20 protein-coding genes and 1 pseudogene are annotated in these 25,877 nt (G+C 39.0%); 20 read left to right on the top strand and 1 reads right to left on the bottom strand.

Features of this window, described 5'->3' with window-relative positions:
• Positions 1-2: 2 nt before the first annotated feature.
• Positions 3-272, top strand: a pseudogene (locus tag QH639_RS24125) (hypothetical protein); the annotation flags it as partial.
• 70 nt (positions 273-342) lie between these two features.
• Here the strand turns inward: QH639_RS24125 and QH639_RS24120 are convergent.
• A complete protein-coding gene (locus tag QH639_RS24120; RefSeq protein ID WP_001598006.1) occupies positions 343-2,097 on the bottom strand; it encodes a vWA domain-containing protein in 1,755 nt (584 codons plus the stop codon).
• Positions 2,098-2,234: 137 nt separating this feature from the next.
• On the opposite strand from QH639_RS24120, the gene QH639_RS24115 reads away from it, so the two are divergent.
• The 19 genes from QH639_RS24115 to ftsY all read left to right on the top strand — a co-directional run bounded on the left by QH639_RS24115 (position 2,235) and on the right by ftsY (position 25,758).
• Positions 2,235-3,401, top strand: coding sequence for a M28 family peptidase (locus tag QH639_RS24115; RefSeq protein WP_281115363.1), 1,167 nt, complete (start codon positions 2,235-2,237; stop codon positions 3,399-3,401).
• Between the two features lie 168 nt (positions 3,402-3,569).
• Positions 3,570-4,778, top strand: coding sequence for a GGDEF domain-containing protein (locus tag QH639_RS24110; protein ID WP_237899632.1), 1,209 nt, complete (start codon positions 3,570-3,572; stop codon positions 4,776-4,778).
• A 108-nt stretch (positions 4,779-4,886) separates the two neighbouring features.
• The gene (locus QH639_RS24105; protein WP_004269431.1) at positions 4,887-5,246 is read left to right on the top strand and encodes an Asp23/Gls24 family envelope stress response protein; all 360 of its coding nucleotides are present in this window, start codon (positions 4,887-4,889) and stop codon (positions 5,244-5,246) included.
• Between the two features lie 18 nt (positions 5,247-5,264).
• Complete coding sequence (locus tag QH639_RS24100) at positions 5,265-6,914, top strand: DAK2 domain-containing protein (protein WP_281115362.1); 1,650 nt, start codon at positions 5,265-5,267, stop codon at positions 6,912-6,914.
• A gap of 351 nt (positions 6,915-7,265) precedes the next feature.
• The gene (gene sdaAB, locus QH639_RS24095) at positions 7,266-7,928 is read left to right on the top strand and encodes an L-serine ammonia-lyase, iron-sulfur-dependent subunit beta (RefSeq protein WP_004269429.1); all 663 of its coding nucleotides are present in this window, start codon (positions 7,266-7,268) and stop codon (positions 7,926-7,928) included.
• A 14-nt stretch (positions 7,929-7,942) separates the two neighbouring features.
• A complete protein-coding gene (gene sdaAA / locus QH639_RS24090; RefSeq protein ID WP_131521917.1) occupies positions 7,943-8,851 on the top strand; it encodes an L-serine ammonia-lyase, iron-sulfur-dependent, subunit alpha in 909 nt (302 codons plus the stop codon).
• Between the two features lie 160 nt (positions 8,852-9,011).
• Positions 9,012-9,872, top strand: coding sequence for a LysR family transcriptional regulator (locus QH639_RS24085; RefSeq protein ID WP_131521916.1), 861 nt, complete (start codon positions 9,012-9,014; stop codon positions 9,870-9,872).
• Positions 9,873-10,168: 296 nt separating this feature from the next.
• Entirely contained in the window at positions 10,169-11,572 is a 1,404-nt protein-coding gene (locus QH639_RS24080; protein ID WP_281115361.1) for a YfcC family protein, read from the top strand.
• A gap of 12 nt (positions 11,573-11,584) precedes the next feature.
• On the top strand, positions 11,585-12,736 hold the full coding sequence (locus QH639_RS24075) for a M20 metallopeptidase family protein (protein WP_237899638.1): 1,152 nt from the start codon (positions 11,585-11,587) through the stop codon (positions 12,734-12,736).
• Between the two features lie 33 nt (positions 12,737-12,769).
• Positions 12,770-13,873, top strand: coding sequence for a mandelate racemase/muconate lactonizing enzyme family protein (locus QH639_RS24070; protein ID WP_083225383.1), 1,104 nt, complete (start codon positions 12,770-12,772; stop codon positions 13,871-13,873).
• A 133-nt stretch (positions 13,874-14,006) separates the two neighbouring features.
• Entirely contained in the window at positions 14,007-16,052 is a 2,046-nt protein-coding gene (recG, locus tag QH639_RS24065) for an ATP-dependent DNA helicase RecG (protein ID WP_259419876.1), read from the top strand.
• 132 nt (positions 16,053-16,184) lie between these two features.
• Positions 16,185-16,757 carry a transcription factor FapR gene (gene fapR, locus QH639_RS24060; RefSeq protein WP_004269421.1) on the top strand — a complete coding sequence of 191 codons (573 nt, stop codon included), beginning with the start codon at positions 16,185-16,187 and terminating at the stop codon, positions 16,755-16,757.
• 2 nt (positions 16,758-16,759) lie between these two features.
• Positions 16,760-17,752: a phosphate acyltransferase PlsX gene (gene plsX / locus QH639_RS24055; RefSeq protein ID WP_048391651.1), complete on the top strand. Its 993-nt coding sequence runs from the start codon at positions 16,760-16,762 to the stop codon at positions 17,750-17,752.
• A gap of 18 nt (positions 17,753-17,770) precedes the next feature.
• Positions 17,771-18,724: an ACP S-malonyltransferase gene (fabD, locus tag QH639_RS24050; protein WP_004269419.1), complete on the top strand. Its 954-nt coding sequence runs from the start codon at positions 17,771-17,773 to the stop codon at positions 18,722-18,724.
• Entirely contained in the window at positions 18,717-19,463 is a 747-nt protein-coding gene (gene fabG / locus QH639_RS24045; protein ID WP_054550504.1) for a 3-oxoacyl-[acyl-carrier-protein] reductase, read from the top strand. Before fabD ends, fabG begins: the two co-directional genes overlap by 8 nt.
• Positions 19,464-19,521: 58 nt before the next feature.
• Positions 19,522-19,758: an acyl carrier protein gene (acpP, locus tag QH639_RS24040; protein WP_009371143.1), complete on the top strand. Its 237-nt coding sequence runs from the start codon at positions 19,522-19,524 to the stop codon at positions 19,756-19,758.
• A 388-nt stretch (positions 19,759-20,146) separates the two neighbouring features.
• A complete protein-coding gene (gene rnc, locus QH639_RS24035; protein WP_012293239.1) occupies positions 20,147-20,911 on the top strand; it encodes a ribonuclease III in 765 nt (254 codons plus the stop codon).
• A 3-nt stretch (positions 20,912-20,914) separates the two neighbouring features.
• Positions 20,915-24,496, top strand: coding sequence for a chromosome segregation protein SMC (gene smc / locus QH639_RS24030; protein WP_281115359.1), 3,582 nt, complete (start codon positions 20,915-20,917; stop codon positions 24,494-24,496).
• Positions 24,493-25,758: a signal recognition particle-docking protein FtsY gene (gene ftsY, locus QH639_RS24025; RefSeq protein ID WP_237899648.1), complete on the top strand. Its 1,266-nt coding sequence runs from the start codon at positions 24,493-24,495 to the stop codon at positions 25,756-25,758. Before smc ends, ftsY begins: the two co-directional genes overlap by 4 nt.
• Positions 25,759-25,877: the final 119 nt, after the last annotated feature.

The raw sequence follows: 25,877 nt of genomic DNA, 5'->3' as shown, positions 1-25,877 counted from the left end.
ATGAATTTGTGTGCATGGCAGCCCAGGAAGTGATTGAACAAAGGGAAAGCAATTCTGACAGCGCCCCCTATACGTTATTAAAAAACTATGCTGACAGATTTAAAAAATATTCAGCAGAAGAGCAGTACGAAATTGATTTTCAACATAGACTGGTAAACAGAAATTGTTATTTAGATAAATATGGCGATGCACGAATCAATGCTTCTTATACACAATTAGAAATAAAACACTCACAACCCAAAAATAGAGCATCCGGCAAAAGAGTGAGTTAACATCATTGTTAATTAATTCGACCAGTCAGCAAATATGCTGACTGGTCGAACATAGTTTGCTAAACAGTCATCACTGACTGATGTCAGTCACACCATCCGCCAGTTCAATCAGGCGAATAAATTCCGCCCTGTAACCCTGTGGATCTTCCCCTTTTGCCTGCTGAGCCCACTGTTTGATCTGCTGCCAGGAGGTATTGTTCAGGTATTCAGAACCGCGTAATTTTTGCCCATATGCAGCTACTGCTGCGCGAAAACGCATATCTTCAGAGGGCGCGTTTATTGTTGGCCCCAGCGGGAATTCAACTAATTGACTTCCTTTTCCCTGCGGGTATTTCCAGCGAATCTTTAACCAGGCCAGTTCTTTCGTTTTGTCCGATTTCGCTGATTTGTTATCCGGGGCATAGCGTAACTTATCAATTGATGCTTTTTGCCCGTTCAGCGTTAATTCGAATAACAACGTTATATGTTTGCCTGCGCCAATATCCCCCGCATCAACGTTGTCGTTATTAAAATCTTCCGCCCGAAGTTGGCGCTTTTCATAACCAATCTGACGGTATTCCGTTACCCACGCGGGGTTAAACTCAATTTGCGCTTTGACATCTTTTGCTACGGTAATCAACGTCTGCCGCATTTCATTATTCAATACTTTCTGCGCTTCAGAGAGGGTATCAATGTAGCTGTAGTTGCCGTTACCAACATCGGCAATTCGCACCATCATTGCCTCGTTGTAATTGCTATTCCCCACGCCAAACGTCGACAGAGTAACACCAGACTCCCGCTGTTTTTTGACCATTGATTCAATCGATTTTGGATCGTCAATGCCAACGTTAAAGTCACCGTCAGTGGCTAATAAAATGCGATTGATGCCGCCCTTAATAAACCCCTTCGCCGCCTGCTGATAAGCCAGTTCCAGCCCGGCACCGCCATTGGTACTGCCTTCGGCATCCAGCGAATCAATTGCGGCATTAATTTCCGCCTTGTGACTACCGGAGATAGAAGGCAACGCAATACGGGAGTCGCCAGCGTAGGTCACGATGGCAATGTTATCCTGCTCACGAAGTTCTTTGACCAATAATTTCAACGAAGACTGGATAAGTGGCAAACGTTCATCAGAAATCATTGAACCAGAAGTGTCGATAAGAAAGACCAGATTAGAAGCTGGTAACTCTTCACTTTTATGATCTTTCGCCAGGATATCAATTTTCAGCAATGTTAGCTGTTCATTCCACGGCGCAGGTGCCAGTTCGTAGCGCATAGCGAAAGGTATTGGCTTAGTGGCCGGAATAGATTGTTTGTCTTTGATACCCCAGTCATACGGGAAATAATTGACTATCTCCTCCACCCGCACAGCGTCTGGCGGAGGTAACAGCCCATGATTGAGAAAACGGCGTACATTCGCATAACTGCCGGTGTCGACGTCAAGGCTAAATGTCGCGAGTGGATCTTGCGTGACTTGTTTCACCGAATTGTCATCGAACTTCTGGTAGCGAGCGGTTCCAGTAGCTGAAATTCGAGGAGCCGCGCTTGCTGTGGCCGTACTTATATGTGCTGGAGCCGCTTGTAAGCGCCCCTGCAAAGCCTGTTTATCTGAATATTGTTGCGCTTCTTGCTGGGCTAAGGTTTTTGCTTTCGCGTCTGCAGTGGCTTTAGCGGCGACGGATCTTTGCTCGGCCTCTTTTATTGCAGCTTGTTGCGCGGCAAGCACTTGCTGGTCTGTGGAAGTACTGGGTTGTTGTTGCTGACTTTCCTTATTCTCAGATACCGGCCCACATCCTGACAAAATCAAACTACTCATAAGCAACATGATTATATGTTTATTTCGCATATAAAATCCTTTTAAATAAACTCAGGCACCAGACATAAAATATACTCTTTGTATAATCCTGCTAGTCTTAATAAAATACAACATCGAAACCCATAACAAATAATGATTCAATAACGCGACTCATTAATAATTTGCATATGAAAAAAATAAATTTTGCTTTTGTTATATTATTTCTGTTTTCACTCCCTCTGATTATTTTTTACCAACCCTGGGTCAATGCCTTACCGCCAACGCCCAGACACGCAAGTCCTGAGCAATTAGAAAAAACAGTTCGTTATCTTACACAAACTGTGCATCCACGTAGTGCCGACAATATTGATAATCTGAATAGGTCCGCAGAGTATATAAAAGAGGTCTTCGTCAGTAGCGGTGCCAGAGTTACCTCGCAGGACGTCCCCATTACGGGTGGCCCCTACAAAAACATTGTTGCTGATTATGGTCCTGCCGATGGACCGCTGATTATTATTGGTGCGCACTATGACTCTGCCAACAGTTATGAAAACGATCAATTGACCTATACACCTGGCGCGGATGATAACGCCAGCGGCGTGGCAGGATTACTCGAACTGGCACGTTTGTTACATCAGCAAGTACCTAAAACAGGCGTGCAGCTGGTCGCCTATGCGTCGGAAGAACCGCCCTTCTTTCGTAGCGATGAAATGGGGAGCGCGGTACATGCAGCTTCGCTTGAGCGTCCAGTAAAATTAATGATAGCACTGGAGATGATTGGCTATTACGACTCTGCGCCTGGTAGCCAGGATTACCCTTACCCGGCAATGTCCTGGCTTTATCCCGATCGGGGAGACTTTATTGCCGTGGTCGGCAGAATGCAGGATATCAACGCCGTTCGTCAGGTAAAAACGGCATTGTTATCATCCCGGGATTTATCTGTTTATTCTATGAATGCCCCATGGTTTATTCCCGGTATTGATTTCTCTGACCACCTGAATTATTGGCAACACGATATTCCCTTAGTGAAACAGTCGATTGAATTAATGAAGCAAACAGCTCAAACATTTGATATTGAGGTGGAGCAGATCCACTACTTTAACGGAATTTGTGATTTAAGCTATGTCAACTATTCAGATGCATCCAATGAGTGGCTAGCATTTGAGCGGAACACACCTGTATGGGGCGATACGTACCATATTCCATTCAAAGAGATGGCAGCATTACAAGGTCCTGTCTTAAATGTCGGTCCATTTGGTAAGGATGCCCATCAAAAAACAGAGCGATTGCATGTGGATAGTGCGTTTAAAGAGATGCCTGTTATGATTGACACGCTTATTAAAAGCCTATTTTAGCCATATAAATTTTTTTAGATTTAATTGAATACAATGTAAAAAGTTGATGCTATAAAGGTATCAACTTTTTTATTTATCAGAAAAATTTAGATTGACTTGTATTTTTTGTTATGATGACGATACATATAGGACATTATAATTATTTGAAAGCGGGCATGAGGAGAGAGCATGATGGAAAATCAAGAAAAATTAGCTTTTTCTATTCGCGAAGAAATGGTTCAGTCGAATTTAAAAGGGATGAGAATAGTTGCTTGGACACTCATGTATGTATCAGCCATTATTTCGTTAATACATTACGGAGAGGTATTTTTTGTGAAGGCGGAAAGAGCCATGGTTCCCGTCTATATTGCCATTCATAACGCCATGTTTTATATAGATGTTGCAGTATTATTGTTTATCCGACAAAAGCGAATTCATATTACTCCTGTTACTATACAGAAGTATGAACGGTTGGTTGTTGTTTATATCTACACAATAATGCTATTGATTACTGCGATATCGATATTGGATGTTTACTTCTTCCGTCATGCAGCACTGTATGAGGTTATTTTAATCATTATTTGTACAGTATTCGCATTACCTTTACGAAAAATTATCTGGATTATTTTGCTTTCTGCATCAGCCATTATTGTGAGTGCATATATGAGTGCTGGAATATCGAGTGAAAATATAAAAATTATATTACCCATGTCCTTATTAATACCTATTGGTGTAATGATTCAATATCAAACCTATAAGGTTCGTAAACAAATCCATACCCAGCATATTTTATTGAATGAGGAAATGACCAAAACGAAGCGACTATCAGAATTGTTGGCTATTAAAAATAATGAATTAGCAGAGCAAGCATTAAAAGATTCTTTAACGAATCTACCTAATCGACGTGCATTTAACCAAAAATTGAATAAGATAGGACAGCAACTTTATCAAACACAACCTTTAACAGTCATAATGATTGATATTGATTGCTTTAAAAAATTTAATGATTATTATGGTCATTTGCAGGGAGATGCAGCAATTGTCAAAGTCGCATCTCTATTGGAGGAAATTGCAGGGAAGTATAATGCATTTGTTGCCCGTTGGGGTGGCGAGGAATTTGTTATGATAAGCCAGCATACTCATAAGGTTGCTGAACCTGTATGTGAAGAAATCTTAGAAGAAATTCGACAACTTAATATACCGCATTTACAATCTACTATTGCCCAACAAGTTACTGTTAGTATTGGAATGTGTCAAGCTAAAATCGCAAAATATGAGCATTTACAAACATGTTGTGAATTAGCTGACCAAGCGCTATATTTGGCAAAGCAAAACGGACGAAATAACTATTTCTGCAAAATGGCAATTTTCGATGAAGAAGCAAATGCGTCTATTTGAAGTCAGAAAACGTTGCTACGAAGCCCTTCAATACCCCCTTAGGTTGCTTAAATTATAACGAAAGTGTTACAATATAGTTTAGTCAAAAAGAGCCAAGGGGGCATTTCTATGTCAATTGAATTAAACAATGAATTCGGCCAAATTGATATTTCAACAGATGTACTTGCACAAATTGCTGGTGGAGCTGCTGTAGAATGCTACGGTATTGTTGGCATGGCATCTAAACATCAAATTCGTGATGGTCTAACTGATATTTTACGTAAAGAAAACTTCGCAAAAGGTGTTGTAATTCGACAACAGGACGACGATTTACATATAGATATGTACATTATTGTTAGTTACGGGACAAAAATTTCGGAAGTGGCTTATCAAGTACAATCGAAAGTGAAATATACAGTAGATAAAACATTAGGTATGAGCGTAAAATCTGTCAATATCTTTGTACAGGGCGTTCGTGTAGCGAATTAAGAGGAGGAACTAAATCGAATGCAGTCTTTAGACGGTATAAAGTTTGCTGAAATGGTACAAATGGGGGCGCATCACCTATACCAAAATGCAAATTATGTAGATTCATTAAATGTTTTCCCCGTTCCAGATGGTGATACAGGTACAAATATGAACTTATCGATGACATCTGGTGCAAAGGAAACAGAGCATGCTGCCTCAGAGCATATTGGTAAAACAGCACAGGCATTATCAAAAGGCTTGTTAATGGGAGCGCGTGGGAATTCAGGCGTTATTCTATCTCAATTATTCCGTGGTTTTGGGAAGTTTATTGAGAAGGAGTCAACAATTGATGCAAAGGGCTTTGCTGGAGCATTCCAGGCGGGGGTTGATACGGCATATAAAGCTGTTATGAAGCCAGTAGAAGGAACGATATTAACGGTGGCACGTGAAGCTGCGAAAAAAGGTGTAGAAGTAGCAGAAACTGAAAACGATATCATTGCCGTAATGGAAGCTTTTACAGCAGAGGCAAAGGCATCGCTGGATCGTACACCTGACCTACTGCCTGTTTTAAAAGAAGTAGGTGTGGTAGATAGTGGTGGTCAAGGCTTACTATTTGTGTATGAAGGATTTTTAGCTTCCTTGAAGGGGGAGGCTCTTCCAGAGAAAAATGACGCGACGCTAGATGATTTAATCAATGCAGAACATCATAGAGCCCAAGATTTCATGAACACTGCTGATATTGAATTTGGTTACTGTACAGAAATAATGGTACGCTTAGAAGAAGGAAAAGAACCTTTTAATGAAGAACAATTCCGTAATGAATTAAATCCTTTAGGTGATTCTTTACTTGTTATTTCAGATGAGGAAATTGCGAAGGTTCATATCCATTCCGAGCAACCAGGTTCTGTTCTATCAATTGGCCAAAAATACGGTAGTCTTATAAAAATTAAAGTTGATAATATGCGTGAGCAGCATTCAGCAATCGTTGGCGAGGAACATAAAGCCCCTACGCCTGCTAAAAAAGTAGAAAAACATCCATATGCTATTGTAACGATTGCTATGGGTGAGGGTGTGGCTGAATTATTGCGCTCTATCGGTGCTTCCTATGTCATTGAAGGCGGTCAAACAATGAATCCTTCAACTGAAGATATCGTGAAGGCTGTACAAGAAATCGGTGCAGAGAAAGTATTAATCTTACCGAATAATAAAAATATAGTGATGGCAGCGGAGCAAGCGGTTGAACTATTAGAAATTGATGCAGCAGTAGTTCCTACAAAGACGATTCCTCAAGGAATGGCAGCGATTTTAGCGTTTAACCCAGAGGCGGCTGTTGATGTAAATAAAAAAACAATGTCAGAAGCATTTACAAATGTGAAGACAGGTCAAGTTACCTATGCAGTCCGTGATACATCTATTGATGGTGTTGAAATTCACAAAGATGATTTTATGGCGTTGGCAGAAGGGAAAATTGTCCTTTCTACACCAGCACTAAAGGATGCAGCTGAAAAAGTAATTAAGGATTTAGTCGATGAAGATGCTGAGATTGTTACAGTCATTTATGGTGAAGATACAACTGAACAAGCTGCCTCTGAGTTGGTAGCTTTCATTGAAGAGAACTATCCGGATGTGGAAGTTGAATTATTTGATGGTAAACAAGGGTTATATCCATATATTATTTCAGTAGAATAATTACATGCTACTTTGCTATTCCGTAAAGAAAGCAGTGCACAAAACGTGTACTGCTTTTGTTTATGCTACAAAGAGAATATTGGATTAAATTTATTAAAAACGTACTAAATATGAATCATTCAATGTACGTACCCACAGGATATAAAATTTGGAAATATTGGAATGTCAACGCTTTCGTAGTTGTGTATATATGGTACGGACAATAAATAAGCATAAATATTTACTATAAATTATAGTAGTGGTAATTTTCTGAAAGTTGATAAATTAAATGCTTTACTTTTATAGTAACTATCAAGCATGATATAAATAAAAATAAATATTATTATACGGATAGAATAGAGGGGTGTTTGTATGAAGTTTACTTCAGTATTTGATATTATTGGACCAGTCATGATTGGGCCCTCCTCCTCTCATACGGCAGGAGCAGCTCGCATCGGGCGTGTTGCAAGGGATTTATTTGGTAGACAACCTAAATGGGCAAAAATTCATTTATATGGATCGTTTGCAGAAACGTATAGAGGGCATGGTACAGATGTTGCGATTGTAGGAGGCTTATTAAATTACGATACATTTGATGATCGTATTAAAACGGCATTTGAAGATGCCAAAAAAGCAGGATTAGAATACGAATTCATTCCTGAAACAGCTAATACCGAGCATCCAAATACGGCTCGACTTGTCATTGGAGACGATGAAGGGGAAATGTCAGTAGTCGGTATTTCAATTGGTGGCGGAAAAATTGAAGTCAGTGAAGTCAATGGCTTTAAATTACGTTTAACTGGTGGTATGCCAGCTATTCTTGTTGTTCATGATGATCGTGCTGGCTGTATTGCCAATGTAGCCAATTGCTTGGCGATGCATGAAGTCAACATTGGGCATATGGAGGTATCACGTATCGAACGTGGCTTAACTGCTTTAATGGTAATTGAAGTTGATCAAAACATTGAGGATAAGGTGCTACAGCAAATATCTTTAATTCCATATATTACAAAGGTCTCGAAAATTAATAACTAAGGAGGTGTCCTGTGATGGACGTTTTATTTCATAATGTTCGGGAACTTGTTGAACGAGCAGAGAAAGAAGATAAATTAATATCAGAAATTATGATTGAACAAGAAATATTGATAACTGGTAGAACGCGTGAAGAAATCATCCGGCAAATGGATCGAAATCTAACAGTGATGGAAGAAGCAATTGAACGTGGATTACAAGGTGTGCAATCAGTAACAGGTTTAACTGGTGGGGATGCCGTATTACTTCAAAATTATATTGCACAAGGAAAGTCACTTTCAGGTGATTTATTATTAGATGCAGTAAGTAAAGCGGTTGCAACTAATGAAGTAAATGCTGCAATGGGAACAATCTGTGCAACACCAACAGCAGGTTCAGCAGGTGTAGTGCCAGGAACACTGTTTGCAGTAAAAAACAAACTAAATCCAACTCGTGAGCAAATGATTCGTTATTTATTTACGTCAGGAGCATTTGGATTTGTGGTAGCCAATAACGCTTCCATCTCTGGGGCTGCGGGTGGTTGTCAGGCTGAGGTTGGTTCAGCTGCAGGTATGGCTGCCGCTGCTATTGTCGAAATGGCTGGAGGTACACCACAGCAATGTTCAGAAGCGTTTGCCATTACACTAAAAAACATGCTAGGTCTTGTTTGTGATCCAGTGGCTGGCTTGGTTGAAGTGCCTTGTGTCAAACGTAATGCTATGGGTGCATCTAACTCCCTTGTAGCGGCGGATATGGCACTTGCTGGTGTAACAAGTCGTATTCCATGTGATGAAGTAATTGGTGCTATGTATCGCATTGGACAATCTATGAGTCCTAATCTTAAAGAGACGGCACGAGGCGGTCTAGCAGCAACACCAACTGGTAAGGCGATCAGTAAAGCCATTCTTGAAAATGGTGGCTTACAAAGCATTAAAGCACTTCAATAAATATAAGAAACATGCTATCTAAATAGGTAGCATGTTTTTATGTTGGTTGATAACTTACTGGAAAGAAAAAACCTCTTACGTACATAGTCGATTTAAGTATAATTAAATTTTAATAAGGAAATGTATTTATCTTAATTATATAGCAGGGACGTGAATAGAGATGGATTTGCGTAATTTGAAAACATTTCATGTTGTTTCAACTTACCTCAACTTTACAAAAGCGGCTGAAATTCTTAATTATAGCCAGCCTACAATTAGCCAACAGATTAAAGCGTTAGAGGAAGAGTTAGGGCATATCTTAATTAATCGAATGGGTAAGAAGATGTTCCTTTCTCAAGTAGGAAAAATAGTAAAGGAACATACAGATCAATTATTTGGGATTATTGAAGAAATGGAACAGGATTTGAAGAATTTCGAAAAGCCATTTGGTCATTTGACAATCGCTGCACCAGAGTTTTATTGCGGCTATTATTTATCACATATTATCGGCTCGTTTTTAAAACAGTACCCTCAGGTAAACCTAAAACTTCTTTGTGCCAATAGTAAAGAAACAGCCAAACTTGTGAGTTCAAACCAAGCAGATATAGGTTTTGTAGCTGGATCCCCTAGTTACGCTGGTGTAGAGGGGATTTTATTGGAGGAAGAGGATTTAGTATTGGTTGGAAATCCACTTATTATAAAGGATCGTACTGTGCAGGAAATATTTGATGATTATCCCTTTATAACCTATGGAATGGATGAGTGTATTGTCAGTTGCCTGCAAGAAATTAAGTGTAAGCCACAAACAATAGTGGAATTTGGAAGCGAGGAAGCAATTAAGAGAGCAGTAATGGAACAAGTGGGTCTAGCCTTGTTGAGTGATATTATTATTCAAAAAGAGGTAACCAAAGGGAGTCTTCAAGTTCTGTACCGATTCCCTAAAAAGTTACCCACTTATTTAATTTTTCCTCAAAATGCTAAAACATTTAGTAATGTAAGTACATTTATTGATTTAGTTAAAGACACATGGAAAACAATTTAATTGGTTTGTATATCGAAAAGAATGAAAAGAATGTTGCTGCCTGGTGAAATCGCAGGGATGTAACGTTCTTTTTATTTGTAATTTTTTTGATGTATCCCAAAGAATTTATATGTAAATTTATCAATAGTAACTATTCAAAATAGTAATTTTTTATTTATTTTTTTATCAATTACAATAAATAAGACGGAAATTTCAAAAAAAGGGGATGGCTTTTTATGTTGGAGAGATATGTTACGTATTGATAGTGGACATAAAAATTTGTTTTTATTCAATGATTCAACTAAGGAGGATGGCGGATGAGTAAATTTATAGCTAATAAAGAAATAGAGCAACAAAAAGGAATTAATGTTTATGTGTTAATCTTTTGCCTTATTGTTATATCATCTATTTTAACGTATTTTATTCCAGCTGGTTCATTTCAACGGGAAGAAGTTAATGGACGTCAAGTGATTCAACCTGGGACATTTAGTTTTACAGATATGAACCCCATTGGATTTTTGGATATTTTTAGCAGTGTACATTCAGGCATGCTGCAAGGAGCAAGTATTATTTTCTTCGTATTGATTGTAGGAGGTACCTTTGGAATACTATCAGCCACAGGGGCATTAGAATCCTTTATCGCCATGCTATCTGTAAAAATGGCAAAACGCGAAATGTTAATAATACCAGTATTAATGTTGTTTTTCGCCTGTGCTGGGTCATTAATGGGGATGTCTGATGAAACGATTGTATATGTAGGAATTCTTGCACCGCTTGCTGTTGCCCTAGGGTTTGATGCAATTACAGGTTTTGCAATTGTTATTCTTGGTGCATCTGTCGGATTTTCGGCAGCTGTTATGAATCCGTTTACAGTAGGAATAGCGCAAGAGATTGCGGGCTTGCCATTATTTTCAGGAATTGCTTTTCGAATTGTCATTTTTATTGTCTTATACACAGTAGCAACAATATATGTTTATCGCTATGCAAGAAAAGTGAAAAATAATCCTAAACTCGGCTTTTATGGAAATTTTCGCAATGATGAGGGTGATTTCGTACAGGGGAATTCGAAAATGGAAATAAGACATAAGCTTGTTATGGCTACATTTCTTTTGAATTTTATCGTATTGATGTACGGGGTTGTAAAACTAGGTTGGTACATTACTGAAATAGCTGGTTTATTTTTATTGTTTGGTATTTTAATGGGGCTTATTGGCAAATTATCACCTTCGCATATTGCTAATTCATTTATGAAGGGCGCAGGTGATTTAGTTGGTGGCGCTCTTATCATTGGGTTAGCTCAGTCTATTTTAGTGATTTTCAATAACTCAGGATTAATTGATACAATTCTCTTTTACACATCTGCATTGCTTGATTCAGTTCCACCTGCACTAAATGCTGTAGGGATGTTTATCTTCCAGTTATTTTTAAATTTTTTAGTACCATCAGGAAGTGGACAGGCTGCCTTAACGATGCCAATTATGGCACCTTTATCAGATATGATCGGTGTTACAAGACAAACAGCCGTACTTGCCTATCAATTTGGCGATGGTATGTCGAATATTATATTCCCAACAGTAGGTTTTTTAATGGCGGGATTATCAATGGCGGGTATTCCTTGGGGTAAATGGATAAAGTGGATTTTTCCGTTTATGCTTATTCAAGTAACAGTTGCGGTAATATCGCTCATTATTGCACAAGTCATACAATACGGACCTTTCTAAAGGAGTTTAACAATGGAAATAATGAATATAAAAAAATTAGCAGAAAAGGCAATAGAGGATCGCCGTCATCTGCACCAATACCCAGAGCTTTCTGGTGAAGAATACGAAACAAGTGAGTTTATTCGTAAAAGACTAGAGGAGTTAGATATAGAAATTCTAGATTATGAACCTCCAGGTGTAGTGGCGTTTATAAAAGGGACAAAGGGAACAAAAACTATTGCATTACGTGCCGATATAGATGCCTTACCTATAAAAGAAGAGGGAGACAAACCGTACATTTCAGACAGGCAAGGTGTTGCTCATATGTGTGGCCATGATGGTCATACAGCGATTTTATTAGCAGTTGCAACATGGATAAGCTTAAATAGAGAGAAAATCGAGCCGAATATCAAGCTTATATTTCAATCAGCAGAGGAGATCACGCCAAGTGGCGCTGATTTATTAATTCAAAAAGGTGTGTTGGAAGATATAGATGCTATTTTTGGCATTCACTTATGGCAAGGTTTAGAGAAAGGGAAGATAGGTTTAACACATGGACCGATGATGGCTTCTATTGATGATTTTGAAATTATCATTCAAGGGTATGGTGGTCATGGTTCGATGCCACATGAAACAATTGATCCTATTTATATAGCTAGCCATTTAATGCAAGCTTTTCAAAGTATCATAAGTAGAAATGTCAATCCTATCGATGCGGGTGTCATTACAGTTGGTAATATACAAGCGGGAACCACTTATAATATTATTCCTGATACGGCAAAATTAACTGGAACGATCAGAGCATTGACACCGAACACTGTAAAAATCATTAAATCGAAAATGGTAAGTTTAACAGAAGGGATTTGCCGAGCATTTGGAGCAGAAGGAAAAATCGATTTTATTTTAGGAACACCTCCGCTCGTCAATGATCCAACACAATCGCGATTTATTGAATCGATTGTACGGGAACAATTCGGAGATACCGCATTTAAGGTAGTCGAACCAGTCATGGGTGGAGAAGATTTTTCTTATTATTTACAACATAAGCCTGGAGCATTTGTTTTTGTAGGTATGGGTGGTGAAAAAAGCCAATATCCACATCATCATCCACGATTTGATCTAGATGAAGATGTTTTCCCTGATGCGATTCAACTATTTATAAATATTATCTTGCAACATAAATAATCAGACTATTTATACGAAAAGGAGTTTTACATCGTGATAAAAAAGATTGAAGTGTTTGCAGCACGTTTACAATTAAAGGAACCCTTCGTTATTTCTTATGTTCATTTAGATGATATGCCAACTATTCTTACCAGAATCGAGACGGATGAGGGTGTAGTTGGCTGGGGTGAAGCTGTGCCTGATCAAAATGTGACGGGTGAAACTTGGGAGAGCACGTATCACGTTATTAAACATGAACTAGCACCATTACTGATTGATGAAGATCCATTTGCAGTAGACCGTATCCATAAAAAGTTTAATGAAAAAATTGATGGAGTCCCTTCAGCAAAAGCCGCATTGGACATTGCACTCTACGATTTGATGGGGAAAATGACTGGTCAACCAGTTTATCAATTAATTGGTGGAAAAGCACATGAGGAATTACAGGTACCAAGAGTGATTAGCATTAAGAGTCCTGAGGAAATGGCTAAAGATGCAAGTGAATTTGTAAAATCGGGTTTCCGTAATATTAAAATTAAGGTTGGTACAAATGCTGATTTAGATATTGCTCGTATTCGTGCGGTAAGAGAAGCAATAGGTGAGGAGGTGCAACTGCGAGTAGATGCCAATCAAGGTTGGAATAGAATGGAGACACTAAAAGTAATAAGAGAAACTACAGCTTGTCATGTAGACTGGTACGAGCAACCTGTAAAAGCACATGATTTAAGAGCGTTAAAAGAAATCAGAGCCCTTTCACCTTGTAGTATTATGGTAGACGAAGGTGTTCATAATATTTATGATTTAGTCGATGTCATAGAAATGCGTGCTGCCGATATGCTAAATATAAAATTAATGAAATCAGGTGGAATCTATCCAGCTTTAGCGCTTGCAAGTCTTGCGGAGGCTGCAGAGATGCCTTGCCAAGTTGGCTCTATGGTTGAATCAGCAATCGGAACAATGGCTGGGGCACACCTAGCCATCAGTAAGTCGATTATCCATACAAACGAGATGGTCGGACCATTAATGTTTGTAAAAGATGTGGCAAATGTTACATACTATAAAGACATCCTGCAGTTAAGTGATAAAGCTGGATTAGGAATAGAAGTTGATGAGCAATATGTGAAAGAAATTACATGTTTCTCCTGTGAAATTAAATAATCACAAGTTTAACCCTATCAATCATTGGTAGGGTTTTTGCTTATATGTAGGGTTAGGGAAATAATTTATGGTACATTAGATAGAGAGAGTATAACACTACATAAACAATCAATGAAGGGAGTTGTGGGATAAGATGACTGAATTATATGGTCCCGTCAATGAATTAAAAGGCGTCGGGAAAGAAACAGCAGCCCATCTTGAATCACTAGGAATCAATACAATAGCTGATTTATTATGGACGTTCCCACATCGACATGAAGATTTTCGTTTAAAAGATTTAGCGCAAACACCACATAACGAACGGGTTACAGTTGAGTGTAAGGTGGAGCGGGAGCCTACGATTTTATTTTTAGGTCGTAATAAGTCAAGACTCCAAGTAACTGTTTTAGCAGGAAGACATTTAGTAAAAGTCGTATTTTTCAATCAGGGCTATTTAAAGCAAAAGCTTGTACCTGGTTCCATTATTACTGTGACTGGTAAATGGGATCGGGGTAGACAAGTAATCAATGGCACTTCAGTTACATTTGGTCCTAAAACAGATCAAGTTGACTTTGAGCCTGTCTATAGTCTGAAAGGCTTGATCCCCCAAAAAAGATTTCGAAAATATATGCGACAAGTGTTAGACGATTGTGGAGAAGTACTGCCAGAGACAATTCCATATTATTTACAAGAGTCGTATAAGCTTGTTTCAATAAGAGAGGGCTTGGAGGGTATTCATTTTCCACTGGATGCTGGGCATGCTAAACAAGCAAGGAGACGCTTTGCCTATGAGGAGCTATTAAACTTCCAATTGCGTATTCAAGCTTTACGGAAAATAAGGAAGGATAGTGAACACGGTACAGTTATTCAATTTAATGTGCATAAGTTACGAGATTTTATTGCTTCCTTACCCTATGAATTAACGAATGCTCAAAAACGCGTGGTGAATGAAATTTGTAAGGATTTGAAGGAGCCGCATCGAATGAATCGCTTGCTACAAGGGGATGTAGGTTCGGGTAAAACCGTTGTAGCAGCAATAGGGCTATATGCAGCAGTAACAGCAGGTTTTCAAGGAGCCTTGATGGCACCAACTGAAATATTAGCAGAACAACACTTAGAGAATTTGAAAGAATGGTTCCAACCATTTGGCGTTCGTGTTGCACTCTTATCCGGGTCCACTAAAACAAAAGAGCGACGTGTGATCTTAGCTGATTTGGCAAATGGAGATCTTGATATTGTTATTGGTACACATGCACTAATCCAGCCAGATGTTATTTTTCATAAACTTGGCTTTGTCATCACGGATGAACAGCACCGCTTTGGTGTGGAGCAACGACGTATTTTGCGTGATAAAGGGGAGAATCCCGATGTGCTTTTTATGACAGCTACCCCGATACCACGAACATTAGCTATTACTGCATTTGGGGAAATGGACGTATCGATGATTGATGAAATGCCAGCAGGGCGTAAGCAGATTGAAACGCATTGGATGAAGAAAGAACAATTCGGCTCCGTTTTATCTAAGCTAGAATTAGAGTTAGCGGCTGGAAGACAAGCCTATGCGATTTGTCCGCTTATCGAGGAATCCGATAAGCTTGATGTTCAGAATGCTGTGGAAATTTATGAGCAGCTAGCGACTTACTTTAAAGATCGTTATCATGTCGGTTTAATGCATGGACGTTTATCAGCTGATGAAAAAGATGCGGTTATGCGTGCTTTTAGTGAAGGGACTATTCAAGTTTTAGTTTCTACAACCGTTGTAGAGGTAGGTGTAAATGTGCCAAATGCTACCTTTATGATTGTCTATGATGCTGAACGCTTTGGCCTAGCGCAGTTGCATCAGCTTCGAGGTCGTGTTGGTCGTGGTGAGCACCAATCATACTGTATTTTACTTGCAGATCCTAAGTCTGATGAGGGGAAAGAACGTATGCAATCGATGACAGAAACAAATGATGGTTTCCGTTTAGCTGAAAAAGATCTTGAATTAAGGGGGCCAGGAGACTTTTTTGGTAGAAAACAAAGTGGTTTACCTGATTTTAAAGTAGCTGATTTAGTACATGATTATCGTATATTGGAGACCGCAAGAAAAGATGCCTCAGAGATGCTTGAAACAAAAGCATTTTGGCAGGATGACGACTATCAATACTTGCGTAAAATGCTAGAAGATACTGGTGTTTTACAAGGAGAGCGCTTCGATTAATCTGAGAAGCTTGTTAGCACAGAAAGAATGTAAGTACTTGATTTCAAAACAAGTCTTGCATTCTTTTTTTAACCTCTATATACTGATATTAGTACCAAGTGCTAATAACAACTCAAAAGGTGGCGAATGAAGTTGAGACGAACGAAAAAAGAGCGACAGCGACTACTATCTGAAACGATAGCTGAAAATCCATTCGTCACAGATGAACAGCTAGCAACACAGTTTCAGGTAAGTGTCCAAACAATTCGTTTAGACCGTATGGAATTATCAATACCAGAATTACGCGAGCGAATTAAAGATGTTGCTTCAAAAAACTATGAAAATGAAGTAAAATCTCTCCCGATTGATGAGGTAATTGGGGAGATAGTAGATATTGAATTAGATCATCGAGCACTCTCGATTTTTGATGTACAAGAAGAGCATGTTTTTCAGCGTAATGGCATCGCACGTGGGCATCATTTGTTTGCGCAAGCAAATTCATTAGCGGTTGCAGTAATTGATGACGAACTAGCACTAACCGTACATTCCAATATTACGTTTGTGAAACCTGTACGAGCTGGAAATCGTGTTATTACAAAAGCGATTGTTATCGGACGAGATGAACAAACACATCGAACAAAAGTTGAGGTAACATCTACCGTTAATGGTGAAACCGTTTTTGTTGGTGAGTTTGATATGTACCGCACGAAAGGTAAAGGTGAGTAACAATGAAATTAGCGCTTGATGGAATGGGTGGAGACAATGCACCAAAGTCAGTTGTTGAAGGTGCACTTTTAGCATTAGAGCAAATTCCAAACTTAGAAATTCAACTATATGGTCATCAAGATAAGCTGGAACCATTTTTAAAACAACATGATCGATTAAAGGTTATACATTGTGAGGAAGCAGTAGAAGGAACTGATGATCCTGCCCGTGCTGTTCGTAGAAAAAAGGATTCTTCCATGGCACGTATGATGGATGCAGTAGAAGAGGGTAAAGCAGATGCTTGCCTTTCTGCAGGGAACACAGGGGCCCTGATGGCGGGTGGCCTATTTAAAGTAGGTCGCATTGAGGGAATAGCTAGACCAGCATTAGCTACAACGCTACCAACATTAGACGGTAAAGGGTTTTTGATGCTTGATTTAGGGGCAAATGCAGATGCTCGCCCAGAGCATTTAGTGCAATATGCCATTATGGGTGATATTTATGCTAAAAAGGTTGGAGGTTTGCAAAAACCACGAATTGGCTTATTAAATATCGGTACCGAGGATAAAAAAGGGAATGAATTAACAAAAGCTGCCTTCGAATTATTGAAGGAAGCAGATTTGAATTTTATTGGAAATGTAGAAGCTCGTGATTTACTTGAAGGAGTAGCTGATGTTGTTGTAACAGATGGCTTTACAGGAAATATGGTGTTGAAGTCTATTGAAGGGACAGCAGGTGCTTTATTTTCTATGTTAAAAGAGGCCTTTATGTCTTCAACGAAAACGAAAATTTCAGCAGCGCTCATGAAAAATAATTTACGTGACTTGAAAAATAAAATGGACTATACAGAGTATGGTGGCGCAGGATTGTTTGGCTTACAAGCACCTGTTATTAAGGCACATGGATCATCAAATGCGAAAGCGATTTTCAGTGCCATTCGACAAGCCAATACGATGGTAGAGCATACGGTTATTTCGACGATTACGGAGACAGTACGCCACATAGAAATTGATTAAGCAAAGGGGATTATTCAAATGACAAAAATAGCATTTATTTTTCCAGGACAGGGTTCACAAGTAGTTGGAATGGGTCAAGAGTTTGTTGAAAATGCTGCAGAAAGTAAAGCATTTTATGATCGCGCAGATCAGGCTCTTCAATTTGAATTATCTAAATTAATGTTAGAAGGTCCAGCAGAAGAGTTAACACTGACATATCATGCACAGCCAGCGCTACTTACTACTGGTGTAATGGTGGCTGAAAAGTTACGTGCAGCAGGTATTCAACCACACTACGCAGCGGGTCATTCACTTGGAGAATATGGTGCATTGGTGTTAGCAGGTGTTATGTCATTTGATGATGCTGTGTCAATCGTGCATAAACGAGGTCTTTATATGAATGAAGCTGTGCCAGCAGGTCAAGGCGCAATGGCGGCAATTTTAGGAATGGAACTAGAGGCATTGAACGAGGTAACAGAGCAGGTATCAGCATCAGGTGACTCTGTTCAGGTGGCTAATGTGAATTGTCCAGGACAAATTGTTATTTCGGGCACTAAAGAAGGTGTGGATAAAGCAAGTGTTGCTGCCAAAGAAGCTGGTGCAAAACGAGCAATACCTTTAGTTGTAAGTGGTCCCTTCCACTCTGATTTAATGCGTCCATCTTCAGAGAAACTGCAAGCAGCATTGGCAGAGATTTCTTTATCTGCACCTGAAATTCCTGTAATTGGCAATGTGATGGCGAAGGAATTAAAAGATGTAGCAGCAATACAACAAGAGCTAGTTGAACAGGTATACAGTGCTGTTCAATGGGAAGCTTCTATGCGTGAAATGCTTGCGCAAGGTGTTGACGTCTTTATCGAATGTGGACCTGGTAAAGTATTAAGCGGTCTCTTGAAAAAAATTGATCGCTCTGTTGCAACTTATTGTGTTTATGATGAAGCTTCGTTAGAAGCGGTTTTAGAAGCGTCGAAGGAGTGGTCAATTAATGCGTAAATTAGAAGGAAAAGTAGCTGTTGTAACAGGAGCTTCAAGAGGGATTGGACGTGCTATTGCTTTAAAGCTTGCAGAAGAAGGTGCTAAGGTTGTTGTGAACTATAGTGGCTCTCAGGCAAAAGCAGAGGAAGTAGTAGCGATGATTCAAGAAAACGGTGGCGAAGCAATTGCTGTACAAGCTAGCGTCTCTCAGACAGAAGAAGTGACAGCATTAATGGATGCTGCTGTGAAAACATACGGCTCTCTTGATATTTTAGTGAATAATGCTGGTATTACAAGAGATAACTTGCTCATGCGTATGAAAGAAGACGAATGGGACGATGTATTAAATACGAACCTTAAAGGTGTTTTCCTTTGTACAAAAGCAGTCACACGTCAAATGATGAAGCAACGTGCAGGTCGCATTATTAATATTTCTTCCATCGTTGGTGTAGCGGGTAATGCTGGTCAAGCCAACTATGTTGCGGCTAAAGCAGGTGTTATTGGACTAACGAAAACGACGGCAAAGGAATTAGCTTCTCGTAATATTTTAGTTAATGCTATTGCACCAGGTTTTATCGAAACGGAAATGACAGAACAATTGCCAGAGGATATCAAACAAGGTATGCTAACACAGATTCCTCTTGCGAAACTTGGTCAGCCAGAGGATATCGCAAAAGCAGTAGCTTTCCTTGCATCGGAGGACGCAAATTATATGACTGGACAAACGCTTCATATTGATGGCGGTATGGTTATGTAATTTCAATTAGGCATATAAGCTGATTTTTTGTATAATCATTTGAGGGGAGGTGAATCATTTGTCTACAGTATTAGAACGCGTAACAAAAGTAATCGTGGACCGTTTAGGTGTGGAAGAAAGCGAAGTAACGCTTGAAGCTTCTTTCCGTGATGATTTAGGTGCTGACTCATTAGACGTAGTTGAGCTTGTAATGGAGCTTGAAGACGAATTCGATATGGAAATTTCTGATGAAGATGCTGAAAAAATCTCAACAGTAGGTACTGCAATCTCATACATCGAAAGTAAATTAAACTAATTTCGTTAAAACTTTATTTAGTGAAAATAGATCACCTCTAATGGTGTAATGGTCATCGTAATCATACAATGGTTTTATGGTAGCTTGAATAAAGTAGAAATTACTTTTTCTGCATCCCTTGTTTGAAGGAGCAGATTCAATGAATGAAGATGTATTTAAAGGGGACGAAATGGATCGGTTTTCGATCTATTAACGTCCCTTTTTTATGTTAAAAATCTAATGACCAGTCAGCTTCAGACTTCTCTCTCATGGGAGATGCATGCTGTATGAAGAGGAATTTTCGGAAAAATTTCCAAAACATTGTGTTTAAGCCGAAATACTTTTGCATAAACGCCCTGAAAAAGGTACACTAAAACGGTAGAAACTATTAGGAAGGCAGATTTGTTCAATGGCTATGAAAAGAAAAGGAACTATGCAGAAATCTGGCGTACTTCCTGAAAAAGTACGCAACCAATTTGAGCTGTTACAGCATGAATTAAATATCACATTTATTAATAAAAATTTATTGTATCAAGCATTCACGCATTCATCTTATGTGAATGAGCATCGCCGTAAATTATTTACGGATAATGAGCGTCTTGAATTTTTAGGAGACGCAGTACTTGAACTGTCTGTTTCTAAATATCTTTTTGAGAAATACCCAAATATGAGCGAGGGTGAGTTAACAAAGCTAAGAGCTTCCATTGTATGTGAGCCATCACTAGTGATTTTTGCTAACGAACTAGGCTTTGGACGCTTTGTATTACTTGGAAAAGGTGAGGAATTAACAGGTGGTCGGGAACGTCCAGCGCTGCTTGCAGATGTCTTTGAATCATTTGTAGGTGCACTCTATTTAGATCAAGATTTACAAACGGTCGTGTCATTTTTAGAACGAATCGTGTTCCCAAAAGTAGAAGTCGGTGCTTTTTCGCATGTGATGGATTTTAAAAGTCAATTGCAAGAAATGGTACAGCAAACGAATAATGGACTTCTTCATTATGAGATTATCGATGAAAAAGGCCCAGCACATAATCGTACCTTTGTATCAAGCGTATTATTAAATGGACAAGAGCTTGGTATTGGTCGTGGAAAATCAAAAAAAGAAGCCGAGCAGCAAGCTGCACAATGTGCAATGCGGATGATGCGTGAAGAAGCTGCAAAAGAGGAGGCTTAATAGATGTTCCTAAAACGACTAGAAGTGATTGGCTTTAAATCTTTTGCGGAACGCATTGGAATTGATTTTGTACCTGGTGTTACAGCCGTTGTTGGACCAAATGGCAGTGGAAAAAGTAATGTCACAGATGCGATTCGTTGGGTACTTGGGGAGCAATCGGCAAAGTCGTTACGTGGAGCAAAGATGGAAGATGTTATTTTCGCTGGGAGTGACTCTCGTAAGCCACTCAACTTTGCAGAGGTAACACTTATTTTAGATAATACTGACGAGCAACTTGCTTTTTCTTATACAGAAGTCAGTGTAACAAGACGCGTATACCGTTCAGGTGATAGTGAATATTTATTAAATAACCAACAGTGTCGCCTGAAGGATATTACGGACTTGTTTATGGATTCAGGACTTGGGAAAGAGGCATTTTCAATTATTTCTCAAGGTCGTGTTGATGAAATATTAAATAGTCGACCTGATGACCGTCGTTCTATTTTTGAAGAGGCAGCTGGCGTTTTAAAGTATAAAATAAGAAAGAAAAAAGCTGAACATAAGCTTGTTGAAACAGATGAAAATTTGTATCGTGTATTAGACATTCTCCATGAATTAGACAACCGATTAGAGCCGCTTGAAATGCAGGCATCTAGTGCAAGAGATTATGTACAAATGTCTTCTGAGCTAAAGGATTTTGATATTGCAATTCTTGTGCATGATTTTAGAAATTGTGCACAATCTTTGCATGCGCTTAAAGAGGAATTTACGGAGCTTTCTGCAACAGAGCTAGAACAAGCTCAAAATATTTCAATGATTGATAAACAGACCGCTAATATACGTAAGCTATTAAAAGATCTAGATGATTACTTGGATGTTTCGCAGGCTGAGCTTGTCAATGCCACTATGGAGGTAGAGCGTTGGGATGGTCGTAAGGCATTAATGGCTGAAAAACGCCAAAATGCATCGAATCAACTACTACAACTGAATACAACATTACAAGAGGCTAAGGCAGAAGTAGAATTACTCCTGGTTCAAGAACAGGAGAAAAAAGAAGTGTTCTCTGAGAAGCAACAAGCCGTATCAGTATTAAAGCAGAGCATCAAGCAGTTAGAGCAATCATTAAATCGATCTGTGACAGAAATCGAGGAAGAAATAGAAGACTATAAAAATCGATATATTGATTCATTAAATGAAGAAGCAACAGTCAAGAACGAATTGAAAAATATCGATCAGCAATTAGCTCAACAAAAGGCAATGGCGGCAAAAATGTCCGATCAAACAGATGAAATTGGACAAGAGCTTATGCAAATCATTGCTGAAAAAGAAAAGCTAGTGGTTGAACATGCCTTAACAACCAATGATTTACAGAAAAAAATAGAGCAACATGAAACCTTACAAATACAGTTAAAAAATGTCAATATTTCCTTTACTGAAAAGCAGGATATGTTGTACAAAGCGTATCAACACCAACAACAACTAAAGGCTAGAAAAGATACATTAGCTGAACTCGAAGCTGATTTTTCTGGGTTCTTCCAAGGTGTTAAAGAAGTTTTGCTTGCTCGAGATAAAGGTGATTTACAAGGTATTGAGGGTGCTGTAGCAGAGTTAATCCAAGTTGAAGGAAAGTATTCGCAAGCGATTGAAACAGCTTTAGGTGCTGCCTCTCAACATATTGTCACAACCAATGAGCGTCATGCGCAACAGGCCATTCACTGGTTAAAACAAAAACGGGCTGGACGTGCTACTTTTTTACCGAAAACAGTCATGAAATCACGCAAAATTAATCCAGGAACTATTCAGCTAGCAACTGAACATCCTGCCTTTATTCAAATGGCAGATGCACTTGTCACTTTTAACGAAGACAATCGAACAATTGTTGAAAATCTTTTAGGTAATGTCATTGTGGCATCAAATTTAGAAGGCGCAAGTCAAATTGCCCGATTATGTGGTTTCCGATACCGAGTTGTCACTCTTGAAGGAGATATTGTTAATGCAGGGGGTTCCTTAACAGGTGGTGCACTGAAACAGCAATCCTCACTCTTTACAAGAAAAGCTGAGTTAGATGATTTAATCATTAAGCTAGAATCGTTACAGGCCTCCATTTATAGTGCAGAACAGGCTGTTGCAGCCGAAAAAGAGAAGCTTGCGGTACTGCGAGATCAAGTAGAGCAATTAAAGCTTGAAGGAGAGCAATTACGAAAAGATGAGATGCAACAGTCAAGTCGTATTCGTGAGCTAGAAGTCGTTGAAAACAGCTTATCAGCCAGAGTAACCTTTGCTTCAACTGAAACAAAGGATGTAAAAACACGTGAGGAAGCATTGTTAACACAAAAACAAGCAGCAGAGGAGCGCTTAAATACCCTTGCCATAGAGCTTGTCGAAATCAATGAAACTGTCGAACAATTAAGTAAGGTAAAGTTACAAGGGGAGACAGAGAAAGACGTCTTAAGAGAACAGCTTGCCGAAAAGCGTTCACAGTTAGCGGTTATGCAAGAACAAATGTCACAAGTTCAAATTACAACTGCTGAACTGGCACTACAATTAAACAAAGCACAACAAAAAGTTAAAAATATTTCTCAGGAAATAATGTGGCTGCAATCTGATGAATCGACAAATCATTTAAGTGATGAAGAGGTTGAGGAACAGGTTGCGACATGGAAAGCAAGAAGAGATGCCTTACAAGAGACTATTTCTGAAAAGAAAGAGCAGAAAATAGGACAACAACAAGAACTCTCTACATTGGAAGAACAACTCAAGGAACTGCAACGTATTCATAAAGGATACCTTGAAGCAATTCGTGCCAATGAGTTAAAACGTAATCGTGTAGAATTTGAAATGGATAATTTTATCGAACAACTCGAAGAAAATTATCAGTTAACATTCGAAGAGGCTGAAAAAGAAGCTCTGGCAATAGAAGATGAAGAGTTTGTGCGAAGACGTGTTAAATTGTTAAAAAGATCCATTGAAGAGCTAGGACCTGTTAATTTAAGTGCGATTGAGGAATATGATAGAGTACTAGAACGTCATACTTTCTTAACTGAACAACGGGAGGACTTGCTTGCTGCACAGGAAACATTACATGAAGCAATCAAAGAAATGGATGAAGAAATGACGTTGCGCTTTAGTGAAACGTTTTATGCTATTAGAGAGCAATTTAAACGTGTTTTCCGTGAATTGTTTGGTGGGGGACAAGCTGATTTGGTTTTAATTGACCCACAAAATTTATTGGAAACAGGTATTGAAATTGTGGCACAGCCTCCAGGAAAAAAATTACAGAATTTAAGTTTGCTTTCTGGTGGTGAGCGTGCACTTACAGCCATTGCTTTGCTATTCTCCATTTTAAATATTCGACCTGTACCATTTTGTATTCTGGATGAAGTAGAGGCGGCTTTAGATGAGGCGAATGTTGTGCGTTATAGCCAGTATTTGAAAAAGTTTAGTCTCGACACACAATTCATTGTGATTACTCATCGTAAAGGAACAATGGAGGGAGCTGATGTCTTGTATGGTATAACCATGCAAGAATCAGGTGTGTCGAAACTTGTATCAGTAAAACTAGAAGATGAACCCGTACTTGCGGAGCAAAGGAGCGAACAAGCATGAGTTTTTTTAAACGTTTAAAAGATAAATTAATGGGTAATCCAGCAGAGGAAGAGAAGCTAGACGCAACCGACAAAGAACAGGAATCTGACCATTCGGAGCCAGAGCTTAAAGAATCAAACGAACCTGCTGCCATTGAGACCGTTGATCTAAAAGTGTCTGAACAAGATGAAGAATCACCAGAAATGGAGATTGTGAAAGAAGTGGAAGCCGAGGCCTCGCCTGAAATAGAAGAAGCACAGCTAGATGTTCAGGAGCTAGCAGTAGTAGAGGATGAACAACTGGAAGAGAAAAAGCCTTCTGCTTGGTCAATAACACAAAAATTCAAGGCTGGTCTTGAAAAAACACGTAATTCTTTTACATCAAAAGTGAATGACCTTGTGGCACGCTATCGTAAAGTGGATGAGGATTTCTTTGAAGAATTAGAGGACTTACTATTACAGGCTGATGTCGGATTTGAAACAGTCATGGAACTTATGGATAAACTGCGTTATGAAGTGCAACGTAAAAATATTAAAGATACAAATGGCATCCAAGCAGTGATTTCTGAGAAGCTTGTCGAAATTTATGAGCAAGGTGAAGAAGATTTAATTGAACTAACTATGCAGCCAGATGGTGAACTAACTGTTATTCTATTTGTTGGCGTAAATGGTGTTGGGAAAACAACAACGATAGGTAAGCTAGCACACCGTTTAAAATCTCAAGGGAAAACGGTTGTATTAGCTGCGGGTGATACGTTCCGTGCAGGTGCTATTGATCAATTACAAGTATGGGGAGATCGTGTTGGTTGTGAGGTTATTAAACAATCAGAAGGCTCTGACCCGGCGGCAGTCATGTATGATGCGATTCGTGCAGCAAAAAACAGAAAAGCAGATGTGTTGATTTGTGATACAGCGGGACGCTTGCAGAACAAAGTGAACCTAATGAATGAGCTTGAAAAAGTTCATCGTGTTATTTCACGTGAAATTCCAAATGCTCCACATGAAGTATTATTAGCATTAGATGCAACAACTGGCCAAAATGCGCTTGTTCAAGCACAAACATTTAAAGAGGCAACGAATGTGACAGGGATTGTTTTAACAAAGTTAGACGGTACTGCTAAAGGGGGTATTGTTCTTGCTATTCGTAACAAGCTGCACATTCCTGTGAAATTTGTGGGTCTTGGTGAGAAAATGGATGATTTACAGCCATTTGATGCAGAAAGATATGTCTATGGATTATTTGCTGATGGTTTGGATAAGGAACTACAAAATAATGATGAGTAACAGCTAACAGTGGCTGAATAGTTTTAAATTGATTGCCATGTATGTCTTCTATTGAGAAAGCTGGATGCTTAGTTTGCTTCAGTTTTTGAACAAAATTGGATAAAATGACACTGACACAT

This window comes from Lysinibacillus sp. 1 U-2021 (assembly GCF_029916965.1).
GTDB classification, from domain to species: domain Bacteria; phylum Bacillota; class Bacilli; order Bacillales_A; family Planococcaceae; genus Lysinibacillus; species Lysinibacillus capsici.
The sequence above is the reverse complement of the archived record's forward strand: the minus strand, read 5'-3'. Positions and strand labels throughout refer to the sequence as shown.

What these genes read in the sequence shown, in the direction of transcription:
- QH639_RS24080 (WP_281115361.1), top strand. Translation starts at nt 10,169, where the DNA reads ATGAGTAAATTTATAGCTAATAAAGAAATAGAGCAACAAAAAGGAATT.
- plsX (WP_048391651.1), top strand. Translation starts at nt 16,760, where the DNA reads ATGAAATTAGCGCTTGATGGAATGGGTGGAGACAATGCACCAAAGTCA.
- QH639_RS24110 (WP_237899632.1), top strand. Translation starts at nt 3,570, where the DNA reads ATGATGGAAAATCAAGAAAAATTAGCTTTTTCTATTCGCGAAGAAATG.
- QH639_RS24085 (WP_131521916.1), top strand. Translation starts at nt 9,012, where the DNA reads ATGGATTTGCGTAATTTGAAAACATTTCATGTTGTTTCAACTTACCTC.
- recG (WP_259419876.1), top strand. Translation starts at nt 14,007, where the DNA reads ATGACTGAATTATATGGTCCCGTCAATGAATTAAAAGGCGTCGGGAAA.
- smc (WP_281115359.1), top strand. Translation starts at nt 20,915, where the DNA reads ATGTTCCTAAAACGACTAGAAGTGATTGGCTTTAAATCTTTTGCGGAA.
- sdaAB (WP_004269429.1), top strand. Translation starts at nt 7,266, where the DNA reads ATGAAGTTTACTTCAGTATTTGATATTATTGGACCAGTCATGATTGGG.
- fabG (WP_054550504.1), top strand. Translation starts at nt 18,717, where the DNA reads ATGCGTAAATTAGAAGGAAAAGTAGCTGTTGTAACAGGAGCTTCAAGA.
- ftsY (WP_237899648.1), top strand. Translation starts at nt 24,493, where the DNA reads ATGAGTTTTTTTAAACGTTTAAAAGATAAATTAATGGGTAATCCAGCA.
- rnc (WP_012293239.1), top strand. Translation starts at nt 20,147, where the DNA reads ATGGCTATGAAAAGAAAAGGAACTATGCAGAAATCTGGCGTACTTCCT.
- sdaAA (WP_131521917.1), top strand. Translation starts at nt 7,943, where the DNA reads ATGGACGTTTTATTTCATAATGTTCGGGAACTTGTTGAACGAGCAGAG.
- QH639_RS24100 (WP_281115362.1), top strand. Translation starts at nt 5,265, where the DNA reads ATGCAGTCTTTAGACGGTATAAAGTTTGCTGAAATGGTACAAATGGGG.
- QH639_RS24105 (WP_004269431.1), top strand. Translation starts at nt 4,887, where the DNA reads ATGTCAATTGAATTAAACAATGAATTCGGCCAAATTGATATTTCAACA.
- fabD (WP_004269419.1), top strand. Translation starts at nt 17,771, where the DNA reads ATGACAAAAATAGCATTTATTTTTCCAGGACAGGGTTCACAAGTAGTT.
- QH639_RS24120 (WP_001598006.1), bottom strand. Translation starts at nt 2,097, where the DNA reads ATGCGAAATAAACATATAATCATGTTGCTTATGAGTAGTTTGATTTTG.
- QH639_RS24075 (WP_237899638.1), top strand. Translation starts at nt 11,585, where the DNA reads ATGGAAATAATGAATATAAAAAAATTAGCAGAAAAGGCAATAGAGGAT.
- QH639_RS24115 (WP_281115363.1), top strand. Translation starts at nt 2,235, where the DNA reads ATGAAAAAAATAAATTTTGCTTTTGTTATATTATTTCTGTTTTCACTC.